We start from the raw sequence: 20,327 nt of genomic DNA, 5'->3' as shown, positions 1-20,327 counted from the left end.
TAGCAGATGGGGAAGGGATCAGGAACCCTCGATTCCTACCCGGCTTCCGGACCGCTCGCGGAGCGGACGGTGAGCGTTCAGGGGACGTCCGGTGAGCCTTCGGAGAGGACGCGCAGCGTCTCGATCAGCGTGCGCACCGCGAACCCGGTACCGCCGTACGGCACTTCGGCGTACGGACCCTCGTCGTTGAACGCGGGCGCGGCGATGTCGAGGTGGGCCCAGGGGACACCGGCGGCGACGAAGTCCTGGAGGAAGAGGGCCGCCTGGACGGTGTCCCCGAACCGGTGCGAACAGTTCACCCGGTCGGCCACGGGGGAGCGCAGATGCCGCCGCTCATGGGCGAGCAGCGGTAGCCGGCAGAACGACTCACCGGCCCGCTCCGAAGCGGTCAGCAGCGTCCGGGCCAGCCGGTCGTCCGGTGTGAACAGGGCCCCGGTGCGGGTGCCGAGCGCGTGGACGGCGGCGGAGGTGAGGGTGGCCACGTCGACCACGAGGTCGCTGCCGTGCGGGCCGGGGCCGGTCGCCCGGACCAGGACGTCGGCCAGCACCACCCGGCCCTCGTTGTCCGTGTGGGTGATCTCCGTCGTCGTACCGTCCAGATGACGTACGACGTCACCCACGCGCAGGGCGCCGCCGTCCGGCATGTTCTCGGCGAGGGGCAGGTGGCCGCGTACCCGCAGGGGCAGGCCGAGACGGGGCAGGGCCGTCAGCGCGGCGACGACGGCCGCCGCGCCGCCCATGTCGGCCTTCATCGCGTGCCGCTCGCCGGACGGCTTCAGGGACAGCCCGCCGGAGTCGAAGGTGACGCCCTTGCCGACCAGCCCGACGGTGAGGGCCGGGCCGGCCTCCGGCGGGTCGTACGTCAGCTCCACGTACCGGGGCGGTTCCGCCGAGCCCCGGCCCACGGCGGTCAGGCCGGTGAGGCCCAGCTCCGTCAGGCCGGCGCCCTCGTACACCGCGCAGTCGAGGCCGGAGGCGTGCGCCAGCTCGCGGATCCGGTCGGCGAACGCCGGGGGAGTGAGGGCCCCGGCCGGGCAGTTGACGAGGTCGCGGGCCAGACAGGTGGCCTCGGCGGCGGCCAGGCCCTCGGCGACCGCCCGCCGCTCCGGGGTCGCCACGATCACCTCGGCCAGGGGGTTCGCGGCCCGCGTCGAGCGGTACTCGTCGTAGCGGTACAGGCCCAGCACCGCGCCCTCCGCCACGGCCCGGGCCCGGTCGGCAGCTGGCACCCCGCTGCCGTCGGCCAGCGCGAGCTCCAGACGGAGCGAACGGGCGGGCCCCGCGGCCCGCACCGAGGCGGCGGCCGCGGCGCGGAACGTGGCGGCCGTGGCCGAACCCGCGGGCCCCAGGCCCACGTTGAGCACCACCGCACGGCCGTCGGCGGACGGCTCGGCGACCACCTGCCCGGGCCGCGCCACGAAGCCCCGGCGGCGGCTGAAGGCGCCGACGGCCGCGCCCGTGTGCCGGCCGTACGCGACGACGTCGGCCCCCCGGTCGGCCGCGCCCGCCGCGTCCGTGCCGACGTCACCGGCGACGACCCGTGTCATGCGGTCATACGCGTTCGTACTGGGTGCCCGACTCGTCGCGGCGCAGCAGCTCCTCGTCCACGAGCGCCCGGCGCAGGGTCACCCAGTCGTCGAACCACTGGCCGCAGATCGCGTTGACCTTGGCCTCCGAGTAGGTGACACCGGCCTCGAAGGAGTCGGCCACGACGGCGAGCACCCGGCTGCGGACCTCCGCCCTGCCGGGGATGGAGGTCAGCCGCCCTTTGCGGAAGTACGCCCCCGCCCCGTCACCGCCGCCCCGGCCGGAGATCCTGACCTCCGCCTGGACGGCCAGCCGGAACGTGTCGTCGATCAGCCGGTAGGTGCGGGCCTCGGCGTCGTACGCGGCGATCCGCCCGTCGACGAGCTTTCGCAGCGCGACGGCGGCGGCGGCCGGGCGCAGGCCCGCCCGCTCCGCCACCTGCGCCACGGAGGTCGCGCCGAGCGCGAGGGCCGCGAAGGCGTCACGCCGGTCCGTCTGGGCGAGGATGCCGATCAGGTCCCGGCAGGACGGCGGCAGGTCCTCGGCGCGGGTCTGGTCCTCGGTGGGGGCCGTGGTCATAGTGATCAACTTCCGGGTCGTGATACGGCGTTGTGCTCGGAGCTGTGCGCGGTGATCCCCTACGAGTACCGCGCCGGTGGGCGGTCACCGCAAACGGGAAACGCTGTGCGGGACGGATTTCAGCCAGGCTGCCGCGAGGGAGACGGACCGGTGAGCGTGAGGGGTACGACGGTTCGGGACCTGCGGGGAGTTCCCTTGCGGGGCGGGGTGCGATAGGCGGAGGGTTTTTCGCGTACGGGGAGGGCGATGACCTTGGTGCCCTCGATATAGACCCACCTTTTCTCCTGCCAGCTGTGGAGTTTTTCCAGGGGCTGCTCCAGACCTTCCTGACTCTGGAGATCGCGGAACCGGGTTCCGCCGATGATCGCGCGGAAGAGCCGGGCGTCCGCGCCGCGCAGGACGGTGGTGTGGGCGGGCAGGCCGGGCCGGTGGTCGGTGAGGGTGACGGCGTCGAAGCCGAGGCGGTAGGTGAAACGGGCCCGGTGGTGCTGGGTGCGCCACTGGTGGACGGCCGTGGCGAGGCGTTCGCGGACGGCGGTGTTGCGGGGGTCCTCGGTGAAGTCGCCCTCGAAGTGGTAGGCGAGGTCCCACAGGTCGCCGGGGGAGAGGCGGGGGTAGGCGTACTGGTAGCCGGGCAGCGGGTGGGTGAGGGTGAGGCCGTAGTCCTGCGGGTGTTCCACGTACGGGCTGAACCGGTCGAAGTGCACGGCCAGGATGTCGTTGTCGGGTGGTTCGAGATGGGTCAGGGAAGGCAGCAGGTCGATCTGGGTGAGCATCGACTCCGGGGTTTCGTGGGGAAATCCGGTGAGGATGTTCCACACCGGCAGGACACCGAATTCGGCGCAGCCGAGCAGGAACCGGATGTTCTGGAAGGCGGTCGCGCCTTTCTTCAGCAGCCGTAGCCCCTCGGTGCTGAGACTTTCGATTCCGGGCTGCACGGAGCGGACTCCGGCGCGACGGGCGGCCTGGATGTCGGCCCATTCCATGTTGGCCTTGACCTCGAAGAACAGGGAATGGTCGGTGTTGAGTTTCTCCACCAGCGGCAGTGCCGTGTCGAGGTATTTGAGGTCGAGGATGTTGTCGACGGCGAAGAAGTCGAGGACGCCGTAGCGGTCCATGAGGTGGCGGAGTTCGTCGGCGACGGTGTCGGGGTTCTTGCTGCGGTACGTCATGGTCGCGCCGTTGAGGCCGCAGAAGGTGCAGTGGGTCTTGGCGCCCCACCAGCAGCCTCGGGAGAACTCCACGGGCAGGGTGATCTCGGGTTCGAGGCTGTGCAGTCCGGCGGCGTGCAACTGCTCGAAGAAACCGTCGTAGTCGGGGGTGGGCACCTCGAGCGACTGGCCGACGGAGATGCCGGCCGGAGCGCTGTCGGCGACGGCGGGCAGCCGGGTGACCAGACGGCCGTGGGAGCGCGGCGGGCCGCCGGCCTCGGCCTGGCGGAGCAGGGCGACGAAGGCGTCCTCGCCGGGGCCGTCCACGATGGCGTCCACCGCCGGGTAGTTGGCGAGGAGGGCGCGGCCCATCGACCCCTCGCAGTTGCTGCCGCCCAGCACGATCACCCCGTCGTGGCCGAGCTCCCGCAGGCGCTCGGCCACTGCGAGCGTCGGGCCGTTCTGACTGAAGGTGCTGGTGAAACCGATGACATCGGGAGCCGAGGCCAGCAACTCGGCGGCTGTCCGCTCCACATGCCGGTCCGCCACCTCGCGCAACGCGTCGACCAGCTCGATCGTCGCGTCGTCGACACCCTTGGCGCGCAGCATCCGGAAGTACGCCTCGCGCGGAGCCGCCCCGCCGTCACGGCACGCGAAGATCCAGTCGCCGACGGACAGCTGGTACAGCCCCTCCGACACCGTCTCGTACGCGCGGGACCACTCGGCGTCCCCCATGCCGAGGGCCGTGCGGGCGAGGCCGTAGAAGGAGAGGTAGGCGTAGTGCGAGTCGACCCGCCACCCCTCGGCACGGGCGACGGACCGCAGGGTGCCCACCTGGATGGAGGGGCGGCGCACGTTGTTCCAGGGCATGGACACGAGGGCCACTCGGCCGGCCCCGGCGGGCTCCGGCGGGCCGGTGGGCGCGGTCGTCCCGTCCACCCCTGTCCTTTCGGTCGTCCCGGTCATGGCGCCCTCACCAGATGAGCCTCAGGTCGTAGGAGTTGCGCAGGAACGGCGGCTCGGCCGTACGCCGCTCGGGAGGCGGCCCGTAGTCCGGGACCAGGGCGTGCCACTCCTCCAGGGCCACCAGGATCTGGGCGCGCGCGAAGGCCGCGCCGAGGCACTGGTGGGGGCCGGTGCCGAAGGCGATGTGCGGATTGCGCGCCCGGTCGAAGTCGATCCGGCCGGGCTCCGGGAACACCTCGGGGTCGTGGTTGGCGAGGGCCAGCGGAAGCAGCACCGTGTCGCCCCGGTCCGCGACCCCGCCCGCGCCGCCGGCCGCGGCCTGCCGGCCCGGGTACATGCACGAGTTGGCCCGCAGGAACTCCTCGACCGCGGGCGGCCGGACCTCGGGCCCGGCCAGGAACCGCCGCCGGTCCTCCTCGTGGTGGGCGAGATGCTGGACGGCGTTGGCCAGGTGGTTCACCGTCGAGTCGACGCCCGCCAGGAACAGCGTGCACAGCAGGGAGGCACGGTCGTCGTCGGTGACCCGGGCGCCGTCGATCTCCCAGTCGAAGCTGGCGGTGGTGAGGTCGTCGGCGGGCTCCGCGCGGCGCCGGGCGATGTGCTCACGGGCGAACCGCTCCAGCGCCGGAAGCCCCAGCTCGCCGTACGCCGCCGCCCGGGGGTCCGGCGCCGAACGGGAGTCGATCATCGCCCGGTTGATGGCGATGAGCAGGTCGAACCCGTCCGGCGGCCAGCCCACCGCCGTCATCAGGTTCTCCAGGACGTACGGCCGGGCGAAGTCCTCGTTGAACGACACCTCGCCCTTCTCCAGGAACCCCTCGATCCGCCGCCGGGCGCCCGTCCGCATGGACGGGGTCAGCTCCCGCACCCGCTGCGGGGTGAACCAGGCGCCCAGCCGCTGTCGCCACGCCGTGTGCTCGCGGCCCTCGACGGTCAGCGGGATCCAGCGCTCCTCCTCGGCGCCCTCCGCCGCACTGACCCGGCCGACGGTGAAGGTGCCCTCGTCCTTGAACGCGTCCACGATCCCGTCGTACGTCGCCAGCACCCAGAAGCCCCGGTCGCTGTAGAAGGCGCCGTGCTCACCGGCGTGTTCGGCGGCGGCGTCGCGGTACTGCTGCGGGGCGGCGAAGAAGTCGAAGTCCACGGGGCATTTCGGCCGCCGGTCGGTGGGGTCGGTGGGGTCGGTGGCGGGGTCGGGGCCTGCGGGGCGTGTCGCCTCCCGTCCCGTACGGTCGGTTTCCCGGTCAGCCTGCATGGGCTGTCTCCTTCGTGGGTCGGCCGGTGGTGACCGGTGGGTCGAGGTCGCCGCGGGCCCAGCCGGACGCGTCGAGGCCGGACGAGGCCAGCCGGAGCGCCCACAGGCGGTCGAGGTCGGTGCCGTCGAGGAGGACACCGTCGACGAGCACCGCGTCGGGCCGGGCGAGGGCGGTCACGTCGCCGTCGGGTGGCCGCCGGTACAGGACCAGGTCCGCCGGATCACCGGCCACCGGGCCCGCCCGCCGCCCCGTGGCCTCGTACCCGTGGGTGGTCGCCGCCCGCAGCACGGCGGCGAAGTCGAGCCCCGCGCGGGAGAGTTCGGCCAGCTCCTTGTGGAAGGAGGGGCCCGCGAGGACGAAGGGGTTGCCGCAGTCCGTGCCGGCCAGCAGCCGGGTGCCCGTGTCCGTCAGGGCGCGGGCGATCCGGCCCAGCTCGTCGACGAGGCCGCCGCGCCGGTGCGCCTCGGCGGCGTCCAGCCGGAGGGCGTCGCGGGCCGCCGACTGCCAGGGCCGGCGCCGGCCCTCGTCCACCGCCTGGAGGGCCACGCGGGAGGGGCGGGTGTACCGGCGCTCGCCGCTGCGGGCCCGCCAGCACACGAGGGTGGGGCAGACGAAGTGACCGGGTTCGGTGCCGGGTGCCGGGTGGTCGCGCAGGGCCGCCGCCAGCGCGTCCCAGCGCCGCTCGGGCGGCAGTCGGAACACATTCGGCACGATGCCGTACAGATGCTCGGACGACCGCATCGTGCGACGGGCCAGGTCCAGGGGCACTGCCTCGGGGACATGGCCCACGACCGGCAGACCGGCCCGTTCCGCCTCCCGGACCAGGGTCTCGAACACCGGGCGCTCGATGTCGTCGTACACCTTGACCCCGTCGAAACCGAACGCCAGCGCGTCCTCGATCACCCGTCGGACCGACCGGACCCCGTCCACGACGGTGACCCCCTGCGGGATCCGCGACCGGGGGCCGTCGACCACCCCCGCGGTGACCCAGGGCCGGGGCAGGACGGCGTGTCTGGCGCGGTGCACACCGGCGGCGTACAGGTGCGCCGGCTCGCCCCACAGCTGCCGGAAGCCGGTCACGCCGTGGACGAGGAGGCCGGCCAGGTCGGCGGCGGACGAGACATGCGCGTGGGAGTCGACGAAGCCCGGCACGGCGTACGCGGCGTACGGGGCCGGACGCCCGTCGGCGGCGGGCGGGGTCGGGGTCCAGGCGGTGACCGTGCCGTCGGTCACCGTCAGGTCGTGCGGGGGGCCGGGCCGCCCGGTGGCGGGGTCGACGAGACCGACGGCCCGCAGCCGATGCCCGCGCCCGCGCTCCGCCAGCTCCTCCAGGGCCCGCACCAGCGGGTCCCCGTCGGGCAGCAGCCCCCGGCGTCGGCGCCACATGGTGTCCTCGGTCGCCGTCATACGACCCCCGTCCCGGTCGTACGGGCCTCGTCCGTGCGGTCCGTGCGGTCCGTGCGGTCCGTGCGGTCCGTGCGGTCCGTGCGATCCGTAGGGGCGCCCTCCGCCAGTACCGCCGCCACCCGTCGCCCGGCCTCCGCGAGACGCCCGGCGGCCTTGATCCGGGTCGGGGCGTCGACGAGCCACAGGCGGGCGCCGAGCCGTCGCTCCCCGGCGTGGAAGGGCGCCAGGTCCGCGTCACCGTCGGCGGTGATCAGCACCAACTCCTGGTCGGGGTGGCCGCGTTCGGTCCGCCGGTCCGAGCCGTGCAGCAGCCCGCGGGTGGCCGCCCCCAGCTCGCCGGGGTCGACGCGGGAGCAGGCCTCGACCATCCACGGCGGGGCGCCTCGCCCGGTGAAGTGGTCACGCAGATAGGCGTGCCCGCCGGGGCCCTCGACGGCCACCGCCTCCTCCTCGACGGCGTCCCCGGGGATCTCCACCTGCTCGGCGTGCGCGCAGAAGGAGAACGCCCGGGCCACCCGGGTGTCCACGGCGGCGACCTGGAGGGCGATCCGCCCGCCGAAGTACGTGCCGAACAGGCTGTACCGCGCCCGGCCGAACCCGTCGAGGACCGCGCGGACGTCCTCGACGTACCGGCGCAGGGCATGGCCCTCCGGCGTGCCGACCCGCCCGCTCTCCCCGCGTCCCCGCAGGTCGAGCGCGAGGACATGGGCGTCCGGGAGCGCGTCGAGGAACCCCGACTCCGCCCAGATCCGCCGGTCCATGGCCACCCCGTGGACGAGGACGAGGGTCTCGCCCGGCCCTGGCCTGCTGAAGCCACGGATCGGCGTGCCGTCGCGGGAGAACACCTCGAAGACGTCCTGACGGCTCGTGCCGTTACCGTCCCGCACCGACCCTCCCCGACTCGACGGCGGCCCTCCCCGACTCGGCGGCCGCCCGTTCCGACTCGGCCGCGGCCTCCCGCAGCTCGGCCGCCCGGCCCAGCTCGTCCCGCATGCCGTCGCGCACCGCGAGGACGAGACCGCGCCGGCCCTCCAGATGGATCCAGCCGCGCCGCGCCCATTCCCGTACCGTCGCGTGCACCTCGTCCTCCGGTCGGCCCGTCATCGCGGCGACCTGGCCGACGGCCTGGTGCAGCCGCCCGCCGTGCACGAGACAGCGGAACAACTGGTCGTCGCCGCCCCGCAGGACATGGCGCCCGGTGCCCACATGCGGCCGGCCGTCGTGCAGCACGGTCATGTTCGGCCCGAACCGGAACGAGAACCGCGACTGTTCGTGCAGCTTCTTCCACAGGCCCACCCGGGCCCCGAGGCGCCGCCGCAGCGCGAGCATCTCCGCCGCCAGGGCTGTGTCGTCCCGCCCCGCCAGCTCCACATGGTCGAACGAGTAGGCCATCTCGGCGCGTTCGGCGGCCGTGCGGCCCGCGTGCACGAAGCGGTACTTCGGCTCGGGCCCGTCCAGCGCGATACCGAACTCGTCGGGCTTCTCGAAGTACGGGCTGTAGCGGTCGACCCGGACCTTGCTCACCGTCGACGGCGGCGCGAGATGCGTGATGAACGGGATCAGCCGCAGCTGCTCCTGAAGCATCGCCGCCGTCTCGTCGGGCATCGCCGACAGCAGGTTCCACTGGGCGTCGATGCCCAACTCCTGGCACAGCACCAGGAAACGCAGGTTGTGGAAGGCCGTCGCCCCCTTGCGCAGCAGCTTCAGCGCACCGCTGCTCAGGCTCTCGATGCCCGGCTGCACCATGGTGACGCCCGCCGCCCGCATCTCGCCCACCTCCCGCGGCCCCAGATTGGCCTTCACCTCGAAGAACGTGGTGATGTCGACCTCCGCCGCGGCGAGTTCGGCCAGGCCGTTGTCGTTCCTGGCGAGGATCGTGTCGACCGCGTACGTGTCGAACACACCGTGCTCCTCGGTCAGCCGGCGCAGCGTCTCGGTCAGCTGCCCGCCCGGCTTGCTGCGGTAGACCATCCCGCTGCCGTTCTCCCCGCAGAAGGTGCACTGGAGCTTCTCGCCCCACCAGCAGCCCCGCGACATCTGGAACGGAAGCGCCACGTGCGGCGCGATCAGCTCACGGTGCGGCAGGTCCCGCAGCCGCTCGAAGTACTCCGCGTACCGGGGCACCGGCGCCGACTCGGCCGGCTGCACCGTCGGCGACGACACCCGCAACCCGCCCTCGTGCCGCAGGACCAGACCGGGGGCCGCCGTGAGGTCGCCGGCGCCGCGCGCGGCCCGGACCGCCGCCACCGCCGCCTCGCCCTCGCCCTGCACGACCGCGTCGACGAACGGGTACGCCCGCATCACGGCCTGCCCCATGGGCCGGTCGCAATTGGCCCCGCCGAGCAGCACCAGCCGGTCGGGAGCGTGATCCTTGACGGCCCGGGCGACGGCCAGCGCGGGCATCAGCTGACTGAACGACGTGGTGAACCCGAAACACTCCGCGCCGGTCGCCACCAGCCGCCCGGCGAGCCCCGCCGCGAACCCGGGCGCCACCGCGCGCAGCGCCAGCACCCGCGCCACCAGCTCCTGCGCCACCCCGTGCTCGGCGAGGAAGGCGGCGTACCGGGCGCGGACGTCCGCCTCCTCCTCGGGACCAGGGGCGTCCAGGACCCCGCCGAAGATCCAGTCCCCGACGCCGAGCCCGTACAACTCCTCGCCGATCGTGTCGTAGACGGTGACGAACTCCGCCGGATCGCACTCCAGCGCGTCGACGGCGTACTCGAACCAGTCCAGGTACGCGTACACCGGCGTGATCGGATCGCCGTCCCCCGTGCCCTCCAGCGCCGCGAGAGTGGCGATCTGGATGGACGGGCGGTACAGGCTGTTCCAGGGCGGTGCCACGAGCGCGAGCCTCACCGGGGCGCACCTCCGTGCTCCTCGCGCGGCCGCGGCCGCAGCCGTTCGCCGAGGCGCCCGGTCGGCAGCACCGGATAGCCCGCCCGCGCCTTGTCGAACATCTCCAGGCCCGGCGCGACGACGTCGACGACCGTGACGGACCCCGGCGGCGTCAGCACCCGGTGGTGGACGTCGACGCCCAGGTCCCGCAGCCGGTCCACGAGGTGCCGCAGCAGCTGTTCGGGGCTCGCGGTCGCGGGCAGTCCGTCGTCCGCGTCGAACTCCCTCCGCTCGTGCGGCAGTTGGCCGACATCGAAGCGGGCGGCGGCGAGATGGCGGGGATAGCGGGCCAGCGCGGTGGCGATCTGCCCGGCCTCGGTGTCCGCGTCCACCGGCCCGTGCTCGAACATCGTGCGCACCTGGAGGTATTCGAGAAGGGCCCGCTGCAGCGCGTACGTCCGCACCGGCGAGGCCCCGCTGCCGATCAGCCGCACGTCCTCCCGGCTCCGCGCGTCGCACACCACATAGGCCGGTACGCCGGTGTCGCAGGTGATGTCGACGATCAGCACCGGCGCCCCACGGACCTCCTCGACCGTGCCGGTCAGCTCCCGCAGTTCCGGGGGCAGCGTGTCGTGGTCGACCACCCGCAGCTCGGGCCCCTCGCTGGGCAGGCCGAAGTACGACCGCGCCAGCTGGTACGACCAGGCGTCCCGCTCGATCAGCTCGTTGACGGCGTGCACCAGCGCCTCGTGCGGGGTGGCGCCCGCCGCGTACCCGGCGCTGGAGGTGTAGTGCCACAGCGGCTGGAACGACCGGTCGTCGTCCGGGTGGGGCCAGTTGCGGTAGCCGCCGTCGCGCAGGAACACGGGATGCCGGTGCGGCCGCCCGGCCGGGGCGCCCTCCGCCCGTCCGGTGAGCACCTCGTCCACCGGCCGGTACGTACGGGTCAGCACGGGCGCGTCCGGCATGATGCCGCCGAGCCGGCGCAGCAGCGCGGACCGCCGGGCGGTGGCCTGCCCCGCGATCTCCCGCCCCGGCAGGAACTCGGCCTCCGACGCCCGTGGATCCCGGCGCCAGTCCAGGTGGTAGTGCTCGGCGCTCTCGAACAGCGCGCTCGCCATGCTCCGGTGCCCGAGCCCCTTGCCGGAGCTGCGGGAACAGAGCGCGCCCTGCGCGTCCGTCAGCCGCACCTCGTACGTGGGCGCGGACTCGATGCCGTACTTGCGGATGTCGGCCGTGAGCCGCTCCGCGGCCAGCCAGTCCCCGACGGCGGACAGGGCCTGCTGGACGGCCGTCTCGCGCTCAGGCGGAACGTCGTCCTTGGCGGCCCCGTCCAGCAGGGCCACGGTCAGCAGATCGGTCTCGGCGGGCGTCCCGGCCCGCGTCTCGGCGGGCGTCTTGATGGGTGTCTCGGCGGGACGGGTCAAGGGTCCTCCTCACTTCTCCCGTGTCGAACACGGGGATGCCTGCGCGGACAAGGCCCAGGAGAGGCTGCGGATCCGACACCACGTGGGCGAAGCAGAGGCGGGTCCTGGGGATGTCCGGGCCTGAGATGTCGACGGCACCGGAGTCGGCCCACACGGTGATGCCGCCGGCCTCCAGCTCTTCCAGGGGGGACGCCGGGAGCGGCCCGTCGTCGTACGGCGTCCGACCGCCGGCCGGACCGCCCAGCTCGAAGTCCAAGGTCGCGCACCGCGTGAGCAGCGGCCACCGCTCGAAGCGGCGCAGAAAGAAACGCTCGGCCGGCTCGGCGGTGGGGTTCGACCGCCACATCGTCCGGGCCTGCGCGAGCTCCAGCAGCGCCCGGTCGGTCGCCTCGGCCCGGGTCGCGCCGCACCCCAGCCCGGTGGCCGGCATCAGCCGCCCGCGGCCGTACTCCACGGCGAGCACGGCCGGCGTACGGACGGCGCCGCCCAGCGGCAGCACCAGCGTCTCGTCACCCGCCGACCGGGGCCGCGCCGGACCCGCCAGACAACGGTGCAGGAAGACCCCGTAGCCGATCAGCTCCGTCAGCTCCAGCAGCGCCCCGCGCAGGGCCGCCTCCGGCGTCGGAGCGACGGCCCAGCCGACCGTGCTCGACAGCCGCGCCTCCGGTGCCGTCAGCGTGCCCGCGCGCAACTCCTCGCCGGCGACCCAGGGCGAGGACCAGTACAGCGGCACCCGGCGCGGCCGGTCCCCGGTCAGCGGCCGGTACGTCCGGCTCGCGCAGCCTTCCGGCGCGGTGCGCACCCCGGCCGCCGGGAAGGGCGGGACCGGGCCGGAGCCCGTGCCGGGGTCCGCCAGAGCCGTCGGCGGACGGGCGACCGTTGCGAAGGGAGTGCAGGCCACCAGCCGCTCCACGGCTTCGGACAGGGCCTTCGCCCGTGCCACGGCCTCGGTCGTGGCGGTGCCGTAGCCGTCGGCCTGTGCCGTGCCCTCGGCGGGGCGTACGGTGCACCGCACGGTCACCGTTCGATCCGACGGATACGAACGGTGGACGATCTCGCGCAGCTCACACTCCGTCGCCGTCGCTTCGAGCATGCTCCCTCTCCCGGTGGTCCGTCTCGCCGACTTCACACCGGCCGGCTACTCACCGGCCGGCGCTCAAGAGGTGGCTTCGCCGTCCCAGGCACCCCAGGACTCCAGCTCCTCCATCTCCAGAGCGCTCAGTTCGGCGTTGTTGGGGTCGTCGTTGAGGAAGTCCGCGGTCATGCAGTCGAATACGACTACGGGTCCCATGTCTCGATCCTTTCGTCGGTCTGGGTTGCCGTTCGATTTCGGTTCCAGTGCCTCAGGGGGTACGCGGTGGCCCGCATCCGCGTGATGGGCGGCCTCCTTACGGTCGAGCGGTGAGCGTGAGGGGTACGGGGGTACGAGCCCGCCGGGGAGTGCCCTTGGGCGGTGGGGTGCGATAGGCCGAGGGCTGCTCGCGTACCGCCAGTGCGATGACCTTCGTGCCTTCGATGTAGACCCACCGCTTGCGCCGCCAGGTGCGCAGCGTTTCCAGGGCCTGGTCCCAGCGTTCCCCCTGCCACTCCTGCCCTTGGAGGTCGCGGAACCGGGTGCCGCCGACGACGGCGCGGAACAGCCGCGCCTCCTCGCCCCGCAGGGTGGTGGTGTGCGACGGCAGACCGGGTCGTTCGTCGGTGAGGGTGAGCGAGTCGAAACCGAGCCGGTAGGTGAAGCGGGCGGACTCGTGGTGCGCGCGCCACAGCCGGACGCGCGCGGCGAGCCGGCGCCGTACGGGCCCGTTGTCGGGGTCGTCCGTGAAGTCGCCCTCGAAGTGGTACGCGATGTCCCACAGATCCTCCGGGGACAGGCGGGGATAGGCGTACTGGTAGCCCGGCAACGGGCTGGTCAGGGTGAGCCCGTAGCTCTCGGGTGCCTCGACGTACGGGCTGAACCGGTCGAAGCGGATCAGTGTGATGTGCGGCGGCGTCAGATGCGTCAGCGACGCGACGACGTCGAGCTGTGCCTTGAGCGAGTCGGGCGTCTCGTGCGGATACCCGGTGAGGATGTTCCAGTCCGCCCGCACGCCGTACTCGGCGCAGCCCAGCAGGAACCGGATGTTCTGGTACGCCGTGGCGCCCTTCCGGAGATGCCGCAGCCCCTCCGTGCTGAGGCTCTCGATCCCCGGCTGCACGGAACGCACCCCCGCCCGGCGCACCGCCCGGATGTCGGCCCACTCCATGTTGGCCTTGACCTCGAAGAACAGCGAGTGGTCGGTGTTGAGTTTCTCCACCAACGGCAGTGCCGTGTCGAGGTACTTGAGGTCGAGGATGTTGTCGACGGCGAAGAAGTCGAGGACGCCGTAGCGGTCCATCAGATGCCGCAGCTCGTCGGCGACGGTGTCGGGGTTCTTGCTGCGGTACGTCATGGTCGCGCCGTTGAGGCCGCAGAAGGTGCAGTGGGTCTTGGCGCCCCACCAGCAGCCGCGGGAGAACTCCACGGGCAGGGTGATCTCGGGTTCGAGGCTGTGCAGTCCGGCGGCGTGCAACTGCTCGAAGAAACCGTCGTAGTTGGGGGTGGGTACGTCCAGGTCGGAGGCGGTGAGCGGCGCGGCCCGCGCGTCGTCGTCGGCGGGCAGCCGGGTGACGAGGCGGCCTCGCGTACGGAGCGGGCCGCCGGCCTCGGCCTGGCGGAGCAGGGCGACGAAGGCGTCCTCGCCGGGGCCGTCCACGATGGCGTCCACCGCCGGGTAGTTGGCGAGGAGGGCGCGGCCCATCGACCCCTCGCAGTTGCTGCCGCCCAGCACGATCACCCCGCCGTAGCCGAGCTCCCGCAGGCGCTCGGCCACCGCGAGCGACGGGCCGTTCTGACTGAACATCGAGGTGAAGCCGACGACGTCCGGCGCGGACTGAAGCAGTGCCTCGGCTGTCCGCTCCACATGCCGGTCCGCCACCTCGCGCAACGCGTCGACCAGCTCGATCGACGCGTCGTCGACCCGCCTCGCCCGCAGCTGGGCGAAGTACGCCTCCCGTCGCTCGGCATCGCCCCGGCGGCACGAGAAGATCCAGTCGCCCACCGAGAGGTGGTAGAGCTTTTCGGAGACCAGCTCATAGGCCTCCGACCATTTCTCGTCGGAGAACCCGAGCATTCTCTGGGCCAGTCCGTAGAAATCCAGATAGGAATAGCGTGCGTCTGCTTGCCAGCCTTCACTCTCGGCAAGTGAGCGCAGAATGCCGACCTGAATCGAGGGTCGGATGACGCTGTTCCAAGGCATTGATACAAGGGAAACGTTTTTGGCGGCAGGCACGAAAACAACCCCCGGAGCCGGTTGCGGCAACTCGAATCACCGTAGGAGGGGCGGATTCCACGAGTCAACAGTGCCTAAAGCATTGGTATAGGTTGGCTGGAAACATTCGTCCAGCATGCACTCATGCATGCACTCGTGGGCGCGCCCGGTCGCGTATTCGTGATCAACTTTGCGATCGGCGGGGGAGGTTCGCAGGTCGCCTGCATATGTGCAGGTGGGAGGCGTGGTGGACAGTGGCATCGATCGGGTTGTACGGTGTATGGTGCTCCTGCGTCATGATGCGACAGGAGTTGACGCGAGCTGGCTCTGCGGATCGGAAAATATCCGAAGAGGGCTTTACCATGCGCTCGCCGAACCAAATTTCCCGCCGACCCTATTTCTGTGCGCAGAGATGCGCAGAGAGGCGAGAAGTCGCGTGAAGATTTCCCTGACGGGCGCGGCGGAGACACTCCTCGCCCCCCTCTACGCCCGCGCGCTCGACGCCCGATCCGCCCACCCCCTGCTGGGTGACCGCATCGCGGCCGAACTGCTGGACCGCATCGACTACGACTTCGGCCGGCTCGGCATGGGAGAGGCATCCGCCGTCGGTGTGGCCCTGCGTGCCCGCTATTTCGACCGGCGGGTCCGCGCATTCCTCGACGCCCACCCCGAATCCACCGTGGTCCATCTCGGCTGCGGGCTGGACAGCAGGTTCGAGCGTCTCGCCCCCGGCCCCGGCGTGCGCTGGTTCGACCTCGACCAGCCCGACGTCATCGAACTGCGCAAGCGGCTCTATCCGGCCCGCCCCGGCCACGAGACCCTCGCCGCCTCCGTCACCGAACCGGACTGGCCGGCCCAGGTCCCCACCGACCGCCCCGTCCTCGTGGTCGCCGAGGGCCTCAGCATGTACCTCTCCGCCGACGAGGGGCCCCGCCTGCTGCGCACCCTCGTCGCCCGCTTCCCGCACGGCGAGCTGCTGTTCGACACGTACTCCCGGTTCGCCGTACGGTCCACCCGCTCCTTGACCCTCTTCCGCAAGACGGGCGCCCGGCTGGCCTGGGGCGTGGACGACCCACGCGAACTGGAGCGCGGGATACCCGGGTTGCGGCTGATCGAGGCCGACAGCGCGTACGCCACCGCGGCCGGCGTCGATGTGCGCCACCTGCCCCGCAAACTGCGACTGCGCATGCGGATCGACACCCACGTCCTGTCCCGGCTCCCGGTACTGCGCGGCGTCGGCCACATCTCCCGCTACGCCTTCGACACACCTGACTGACCGAGCCGGGGGTATCCGGCCGGCCGGAAGCCCTCGGCCACGGGGAGCCAGACCACCGCGAGACCCCGACCAGCCGGAGGCTTCCGGTCACGGGGGCCCCGGTCACTGGGGGCTCCCGGTCACCGGGAGCCCTTGGCTGGCCGGAAGCTTCCGGCCGCTGGGAGCTCTCGGTCGGTCGGGAGTTCCCGGTTGCTGGGAGCACCTGGTGAGCCGGAAGTCTCCGGTTGCCTGGGAGCCCCCGGTCACCGGGAGCGCGCGGCCGGCCGGAAGCTTCCGGTCGCTGGGAGCCCTCGGCCGGCCGGAAGCCTCCGATCGCTGGGAGCCCCGGTTTAGCCGGGAGCCTCCGGTTGCTGGGAGCTCTCGGTCGGCCGGGAGTTGCCGGTTGCTGGGAGCACCTGGTGAGCCGGAAGTCTCCGGTTGCCTGGGAGCCCCCGGTCACCGGGAGCGCGCGGCCGGCCGGAAGCTTCCGGTCGCTGGGAGCCCTCGGCTACCCGGGAGCTTCCGGTCGCTGGGAACTGCCGGCCAGCCGAAAGCCTCGGGTCGCCCGGGAGTTGCCGGCCAGCCGGAAGCCCCCGGTCACCTGGGAGCCCCCGGTCACCTGGGGGCCCTGCCGTTCGGGAAGTCCCGACAGTCGGGGGCCGGGATCATCCCGGAATCCGGGCTGCCGGGGACCCCGATCGCCGGGAACCCCGACGGCCCGGAACCCCGGCCGTCCTGAACCCCCGGCCACCCGGCGGCGACGCCGGTCAACCATCCGACGGGCCACCGGCCCCCGACCCAGAATGCCCCGATGCTGCCGCTCTACCTCATCTCCCACGGCCTGTCCCTGCTGGGCAACACCGTGGCCTCCATCGCCCTCCCCTGGCTGGTGCTGCTGCGCACCGGCGACGCCACCGCGGTCGGCCTCGTCGCCGCCGCGAGCGCCCTGCCGATGCTCCTGTCGGCCGTCGCCGGAGGCGTGCTCATCGACCGGGTCGGCCGCCGCCGCCTCTCCATCGGCGCCGACCTCGCCTCCGCCGCCTGCGTCGCCGCACTCCCCGTCGTCGACGGCCTCCTCGGCCTCACCGTCGTCTGGTTCGTCGTCCTCGGAGTCGCCGGCGCCGTCTTCGACGTACCCGGCATGACCGCCCGGGAGGCCCTCGCACCGGACATCGCCGAAGCCACCGGCATCGGCATGGAACGCCTCGCCGGACTCCGCGAGAGCATCGCCGGCGGCGTCGTGATCCTCGCCCCGGCCGCCGCCGGCGGACTCATCATGCTCGTCGACCCGGCCACCGTCCTCTGGCTCACCGCCGGCTGCTCGGCCCTCGCCGCGCTCGTCACCCTCGCCCTGCCGAAGACCATCGGCGCCCAGCCCACCGCCACGGCCCAGGGCGACGGCGAGGGCGCCGGCCTGCGCGGCGACCTCAAGCGCGGACTCGGCGTCCTGCGCGGCGACCGCGTCCTGACCGCCGTCACCCTGGTCTCGGCCGGCAGCGTCGCCGTCCTCGCCCCGCTCCAGAACCTGGTGCTCCCCGTCCACCTCGTGGGCAAGGACTCACCCGGCGGCTTCGGCGTCGTCGTCTCCCTCCTCGCCGTCGGCGGCATCGCCGGCGCCGGCCTGTACGCGGCCATCGGAACCCGCTGGTCACGCCGCACCGTCTTCGTCGCCGCCCAGCTGACCTCCACCCTCGGCATCGCCGGGCTCGCGCTCCTGCCCCCGGTGCCCGTCATGTGGGCGGCCGCCGTCCTGGCGGGCGCCGGCGCGGGCCCGCTGCCCGCACTCTTCCTGGTCCTCGTCACCGAACGGATCCCGGAGGAGGTACGCGGCCGTGTCCTCGGACTCCAGAACGCCGTATCGATGACCGCTGTCCCGCTGGGCACCCTCGTCGCCGGCCTGACCGTCGACTGGATCGGCCTCCGCCAGACCGGCGCACTCCTCGCCGTCGCCTGGTGCGTGGTCACCCTCGCGATCGTGGCCCTGCCCGCACTCCGGGGCCTCGACGCCGGCCGCGGCAAGTCCGAGACCCCCGACGAGGATCAGACGACCCCCGACGAGGGGCAGGCGGCCCACGGCGAGGGATCGCCCATCCCCGGCCAGGGCACGGAAAACGCGGACACCCCCGCGACCTGACCGCCGGGGCGGTCATTTGGCGCCCACTCCCTCAGTGGTGTAGACCAGTCGCGGGGCAGTGCCGCAAGCTGTCCCGCGTACGGTCAACCGTGGGTCACTGAGACAAAGCGGCTCGGATCAGGGAATCAGGGAGAGTAGCCATGGCCAGCAAGGCTGAGAAGATCGTCGCCGGACTCGGCGGCCTCGACAACATCGAAGAGGTCGAAGGCTGCATCACGCGCCTGCGCACCGAGGTCAACGACCCCTCCCTCGTCGACGAGGCCGCCCTCAAGGCCGCCGGAGCCCACGGCGTCGTCAAGATGGGCACCGCGATCCAGGTCGTCGTCGGCACGGACGCCGACCCCATCGCCGCGGAGATCGAAGACATGATGTGAGCCGCGCCCGCTCGCCCCGAGGCCGAGCCGCGCCCGCTCGCCCCGAGACGGTGGGCCGGACGCACGCCACGGCCGTCGCAGGGGCTCCTTCCCGCTGGGGGAGGAGCCCCTTCCGCATGTGCCGCTAGGCTCAGCGCCATGTCTCGAATCGACGGCCGCACGCCCGAACAGCTCCGCCCCATCACCATCGAACGCGGGTGGAGCAAGCACGCCGAGGGCTCCGTCCTCATCTCCTTCGGCGACACGAAAGTCTTCTGCACCGCCTCCGTCACCGAAGGCGTCCCCCGCTGGCGCAAGGGCAGCGGCGAGGGCTGGGTGACCGCCGAGTACTCCATGCTCCCCCGCGCCACCAACACCCGCGGCGACCGGGAGTCCGTACGCGGCAAGATCGGCGGCCGAACCCACGAGATCTCCCGCCTCATCGGCCGCTCCCTGCGCGCCGTCATCGACTACAAGGCGCTCGGCGAGAACACCATCGTCCTGGACTGCGACGTCCTCCAGGCCGACGGCGGCACCCGCACCGCGGCCATCACCGGCGCCTACGTCGCCCTGGCCGACGCCGTCGCCTGGGCCCAGGGCAAGAAGCTGATCAAGGCCAACCGGCAGCCCCTCACCGGCACCGTCTCGGCCGTCTCCGTCGGCATCGTCGGCGGCGTCCCCCTCCTCGACCTCCGCTACGAGGAGGACGTGAAGGCCGACACCGACATGAACGTCGTCTGCACCGGCGACGGCCGCTTCGTCGAGGTGCAGGGCACCGCCGAGGCCGAGCCGTTCGCCCGCGAGGAGCTCAACTCCCTGCTGGACCTGGCCGTTTCCGGCTGCGACGAACTGGCCGCACTTCAGCGCAAGGCGCTTGAGACGGTCCTCGAAAGGTAAAGAAGGTAAAGGGCGCACCAAGGGTGATGGCCGCCGATGGCAACCACGGCGGCCCCGCCCGCGTCCTTGCACATACGGGCGCACGGCACACCACCGTGCGCCCGGCCACACCGCAGTAGCCGTTCATGCATCACGCAGGGGGCCGTCAGGCCTGCACCCCGTCCATCAGGAGGACCGTTCCATGGCCGCGAGCCGCCGACGTCGTATGACCACCATCGCCGGAGCCGTAGCTGCCGTCGCCCTCACGGCCGGGCTCACCACCGGCTGCGACGCGGTGAACAAGGCCCTGGACTGCGTCCAGACCGCCGAGGCCATCGCCCAGAGCGTGGACGACCTCCAGCAGGCCGTGCAGACCGCCGCGGACGACCCCACGCAGCTGGAGGAGTCCCTCGCCTCCATCGACAAGAACCTCGACGACATCGGCGACAAGACCGACAACGCCGACGTCAACAAGGCCGTCGACTCGCTCCAGAAGGCCGTCACCGACACCCAGACCGCCGTGGAGAACGGGGACACCACCCCCGACATCAGCGGCATCACCGACGCGGCGGGCGAACTGACGAAGGTCTGCACGTCGTAACGGCCCCACGAGGCCCTGGAGCGGGTGGCGATACTGGTGGGCATGACCCGCCTGATCCTCGCCACCCGCAACGCCGGAAAGCTCACCGAGCTGAAGGCCATCCTCGCCGACGCCGGCCTCACCCACGACCTCGTCGGCGCGGACGCCTACCCGGAGATCCCCGACGTCAAGGAGACCGGCGTCACCTTCGCCGAGAACGCGCTGCTGAAGGCCCACGCCCTCGCCCGCGCCACCGGTTTCCCCGCCATCGCCGACGACTCCGGCCTCTGTGTCGACGTCCTGAACGGCGCCCCCGGCATCTTCTCCGCCCGCTGGGCCGGCCGCCACGGCGACGACAAGGCCAACCTGGAACTGCTCCTGGCCCAGCTCGGCGACATCGCGGACGACCACCGCGGCGCCCACTTCAACTGCGCGGCGGCCCTCGCCCTGCCGGACGGCACGGAACGGGTGGTCGAGGGACAGCTGAGAGGCACCCTGCGCCACACCCCCGTCGGCACGAACGGCTTCGGCTACGACCCGATCCTCCAGCCGGAGGGCGAGACCCGCACCTGCGCGGAACTCACGGCGGAGGAGAAAAACGCGATCAGCCACCGAGGCAAGGCGTTCCGGGGGTTGGTGCCGGTGCTGCGGGAGCTGTTGGGCTGAGGCAACGGGAGAGGGGCCGCCCAATCGG

Annotated in this window: 17 protein-coding genes; 6 read left to right on the top strand and 11 right to left on the bottom strand. The window is 72.6% G+C overall.

Features of this window, described 5'->3' with window-relative positions; genetic code table 11:
* Positions 1 to 77: 77 nt before the first annotated feature.
* From L3078_RS17650 to L3078_RS17600, 11 genes are all read right to left on the bottom strand, one after another.
* Positions 78 to 1,547, bottom strand: a complete 1,470-nt coding sequence (locus tag L3078_RS17650) for a leucyl aminopeptidase family protein (protein ID WP_239754769.1) — start codon at positions 1,545 to 1,547, stop codon at positions 78 to 80.
* A 4-nt stretch (positions 1,548 to 1,551) separates the two neighbouring features.
* Positions 1,552 to 2,106 carry a DUF2087 domain-containing protein gene (locus tag L3078_RS17645; protein WP_239754767.1) on the bottom strand — a complete coding sequence of 185 codons (555 nt, stop codon included), beginning with the start codon at positions 2,104 to 2,106 and terminating at the stop codon, positions 1,552 to 1,554.
* A 119-nt stretch (positions 2,107 to 2,225) separates the two neighbouring features.
* The gene (locus tag L3078_RS17640) at positions 2,226 to 4,223 is read right to left on the bottom strand and encodes a RiPP maturation radical SAM C-methyltransferase (protein ID WP_275593151.1); all 1,998 of its coding nucleotides are present in this window, start codon (positions 4,221 to 4,223) and stop codon (positions 2,226 to 2,228) included.
* Positions 4,224 to 4,230: 7 nt separating this feature from the next.
* On the bottom strand, positions 4,231 to 5,367 hold the full coding sequence (locus L3078_RS17635) for a cytochrome P450 (protein WP_420864173.1): 1,137 nt from the start codon (positions 5,365 to 5,367) through the stop codon (positions 4,231 to 4,233).
* Between the two features lie 100 nt (positions 5,368 to 5,467).
* Positions 5,468 to 6,886, bottom strand: coding sequence for an amidohydrolase family protein (locus L3078_RS17630; protein WP_239754763.1), 1,419 nt, complete (start codon positions 6,884 to 6,886; stop codon positions 5,468 to 5,470).
* Entirely contained in the window at positions 6,883 to 7,773 is an 891-nt protein-coding gene (locus L3078_RS17625) for an alpha/beta fold hydrolase (RefSeq protein WP_239754761.1), read from the bottom strand. The genes L3078_RS17630 and L3078_RS17625 overlap by 4 nt, the downstream gene beginning before the upstream one ends.
* On the bottom strand, positions 7,760 to 9,742 hold the full coding sequence (locus L3078_RS17620; RefSeq protein WP_239754760.1) for a RiPP maturation radical SAM C-methyltransferase: 1,983 nt from the start codon (positions 9,740 to 9,742) through the stop codon (positions 7,760 to 7,762). The genes L3078_RS17625 and L3078_RS17620 overlap by 14 nt, the downstream gene beginning before the upstream one ends.
* The gene (locus L3078_RS17615; RefSeq protein ID WP_239760360.1) at positions 9,739 to 11,067 is read right to left on the bottom strand and encodes a YcaO-like family protein; all 1,329 of its coding nucleotides are present in this window, start codon (positions 11,065 to 11,067) and stop codon (positions 9,739 to 9,741) included. The genes L3078_RS17620 and L3078_RS17615 overlap by 4 nt, the downstream gene beginning before the upstream one ends.
* Complete coding sequence (locus tag L3078_RS17610) at positions 11,024 to 12,241, bottom strand: YcaO-like family protein (RefSeq protein WP_239754759.1); 1,218 nt, start codon at positions 12,239 to 12,241, stop codon at positions 11,024 to 11,026. The genes L3078_RS17615 and L3078_RS17610 overlap by 44 nt, the downstream gene beginning before the upstream one ends.
* A gap of 63 nt (positions 12,242 to 12,304) precedes the next feature.
* The gene (gene botA, locus L3078_RS17605) at positions 12,305 to 12,439 is read right to left on the bottom strand and encodes a bottromycin family RiPP peptide (RefSeq protein ID WP_005486703.1); all 135 of its coding nucleotides are present in this window, start codon (positions 12,437 to 12,439) and stop codon (positions 12,305 to 12,307) included.
* A 97-nt stretch (positions 12,440 to 12,536) separates the two neighbouring features.
* Positions 12,537 to 14,486, bottom strand: a complete 1,950-nt coding sequence (locus tag L3078_RS17600; RefSeq protein ID WP_275593150.1) for a RiPP maturation radical SAM C-methyltransferase — start codon at positions 14,484 to 14,486, stop codon at positions 12,537 to 12,539.
* A gap of 385 nt (positions 14,487 to 14,871) precedes the next feature.
* Between L3078_RS17600 and L3078_RS17595 the strand changes: the two genes are divergently transcribed.
* The 6 genes from L3078_RS17595 (at position 14,872) to rdgB (ending at position 20,299) form a co-directional block, all read left to right on the top strand.
* Positions 14,872 to 15,711, top strand: coding sequence for a class I SAM-dependent methyltransferase (locus L3078_RS17595; RefSeq protein ID WP_239754757.1), 840 nt, complete (start codon positions 14,872 to 14,874; stop codon positions 15,709 to 15,711).
* A 790-nt stretch (positions 15,712 to 16,501) separates the two neighbouring features.
* The gene (locus tag L3078_RS17590; protein WP_239754756.1) at positions 16,502 to 17,824 is read left to right on the top strand and encodes an MFS transporter; all 1,323 of its coding nucleotides are present in this window, start codon (positions 16,502 to 16,504) and stop codon (positions 17,822 to 17,824) included.
* A 116-nt stretch (positions 17,825 to 17,940) separates the two neighbouring features.
* Positions 17,941 to 18,198: a PTS sugar transporter subunit IIB gene (locus tag L3078_RS17585; RefSeq protein ID WP_275593223.1), complete on the top strand. Its 258-nt coding sequence runs from the start codon at positions 17,941 to 17,943 to the stop codon at positions 18,196 to 18,198.
* A gap of 138 nt (positions 18,199 to 18,336) precedes the next feature.
* Positions 18,337 to 19,074 (top strand): ribonuclease PH, encoded by a 738-nt coding sequence (rph, locus tag L3078_RS17580; RefSeq protein WP_239754754.1) that lies wholly within the window; start codon positions 18,337 to 18,339, stop codon positions 19,072 to 19,074.
* 181 nt (positions 19,075 to 19,255) lie between these two features.
* A complete protein-coding gene (locus L3078_RS17575; RefSeq protein ID WP_239754753.1) occupies positions 19,256 to 19,654 on the top strand; it encodes a hypothetical protein in 399 nt (132 codons plus the stop codon).
* Positions 19,655 to 19,696: 42 nt separating this feature from the next.
* The gene (gene rdgB, locus L3078_RS17570; RefSeq protein WP_239754752.1) at positions 19,697 to 20,299 is read left to right on the top strand and encodes an RdgB/HAM1 family non-canonical purine NTP pyrophosphatase; all 603 of its coding nucleotides are present in this window, start codon (positions 19,697 to 19,699) and stop codon (positions 20,297 to 20,299) included.
* Positions 20,300 to 20,327 lie beyond the last annotated feature (28 nt).

Origin of the sequence: Streptomyces deccanensis (assembly GCF_022385335.1) — a bacterium.
GTDB lineage: Bacteria > Actinomycetota > Actinomycetes > Streptomycetales > Streptomycetaceae > Streptomyces > Streptomyces deccanensis.
The sequence above is the reverse complement of the archived record's forward strand: the minus strand, read 5'-3'. Positions and strand labels throughout refer to the sequence as shown.

Bases quoted from the DNA above. Each gene is read 5' to 3' on its own strand.
- L3078_RS17630 (WP_239754763.1), bottom strand. From the start codon at position 6,886: ATGACGGCGACCGAGGACACCATGTGGCGCCGACGCCGGGGGCTGCTG.
- L3078_RS17650 (WP_239754769.1), bottom strand. From the start codon at position 1,547: ATGACACGGGTCGTCGCCGGTGACGTCGGCACGGACGCGGCGGGCGCG.
- L3078_RS17645 (WP_239754767.1), bottom strand. From the start codon at position 2,106: ATGACCACGGCCCCCACCGAGGACCAGACCCGCGCCGAGGACCTGCCG.
- L3078_RS17640 (WP_275593151.1), bottom strand. From the start codon at position 4,223: ATGACCGGGACGACCGAAAGGACAGGGGTGGACGGGACGACCGCGCCC.
- rph (WP_239754754.1), top strand. From the start codon at position 18,337: ATGTCTCGAATCGACGGCCGCACGCCCGAACAGCTCCGCCCCATCACC.
- rdgB (WP_239754752.1), top strand. From the start codon at position 19,697: ATGACCCGCCTGATCCTCGCCACCCGCAACGCCGGAAAGCTCACCGAG.
- botA (WP_005486703.1), bottom strand. From the start codon at position 12,439: ATGGGACCCGTAGTCGTATTCGACTGCATGACCGCGGACTTCCTCAAC.
- L3078_RS17575 (WP_239754753.1), top strand. From the start codon at position 19,256: ATGGCCGCGAGCCGCCGACGTCGTATGACCACCATCGCCGGAGCCGTA.
- L3078_RS17590 (WP_239754756.1), top strand. From the start codon at position 16,502: ATGCTGCCGCTCTACCTCATCTCCCACGGCCTGTCCCTGCTGGGCAAC.
- L3078_RS17610 (WP_239754759.1), bottom strand. From the start codon at position 12,241: ATGCTCGAAGCGACGGCGACGGAGTGTGAGCTGCGCGAGATCGTCCAC.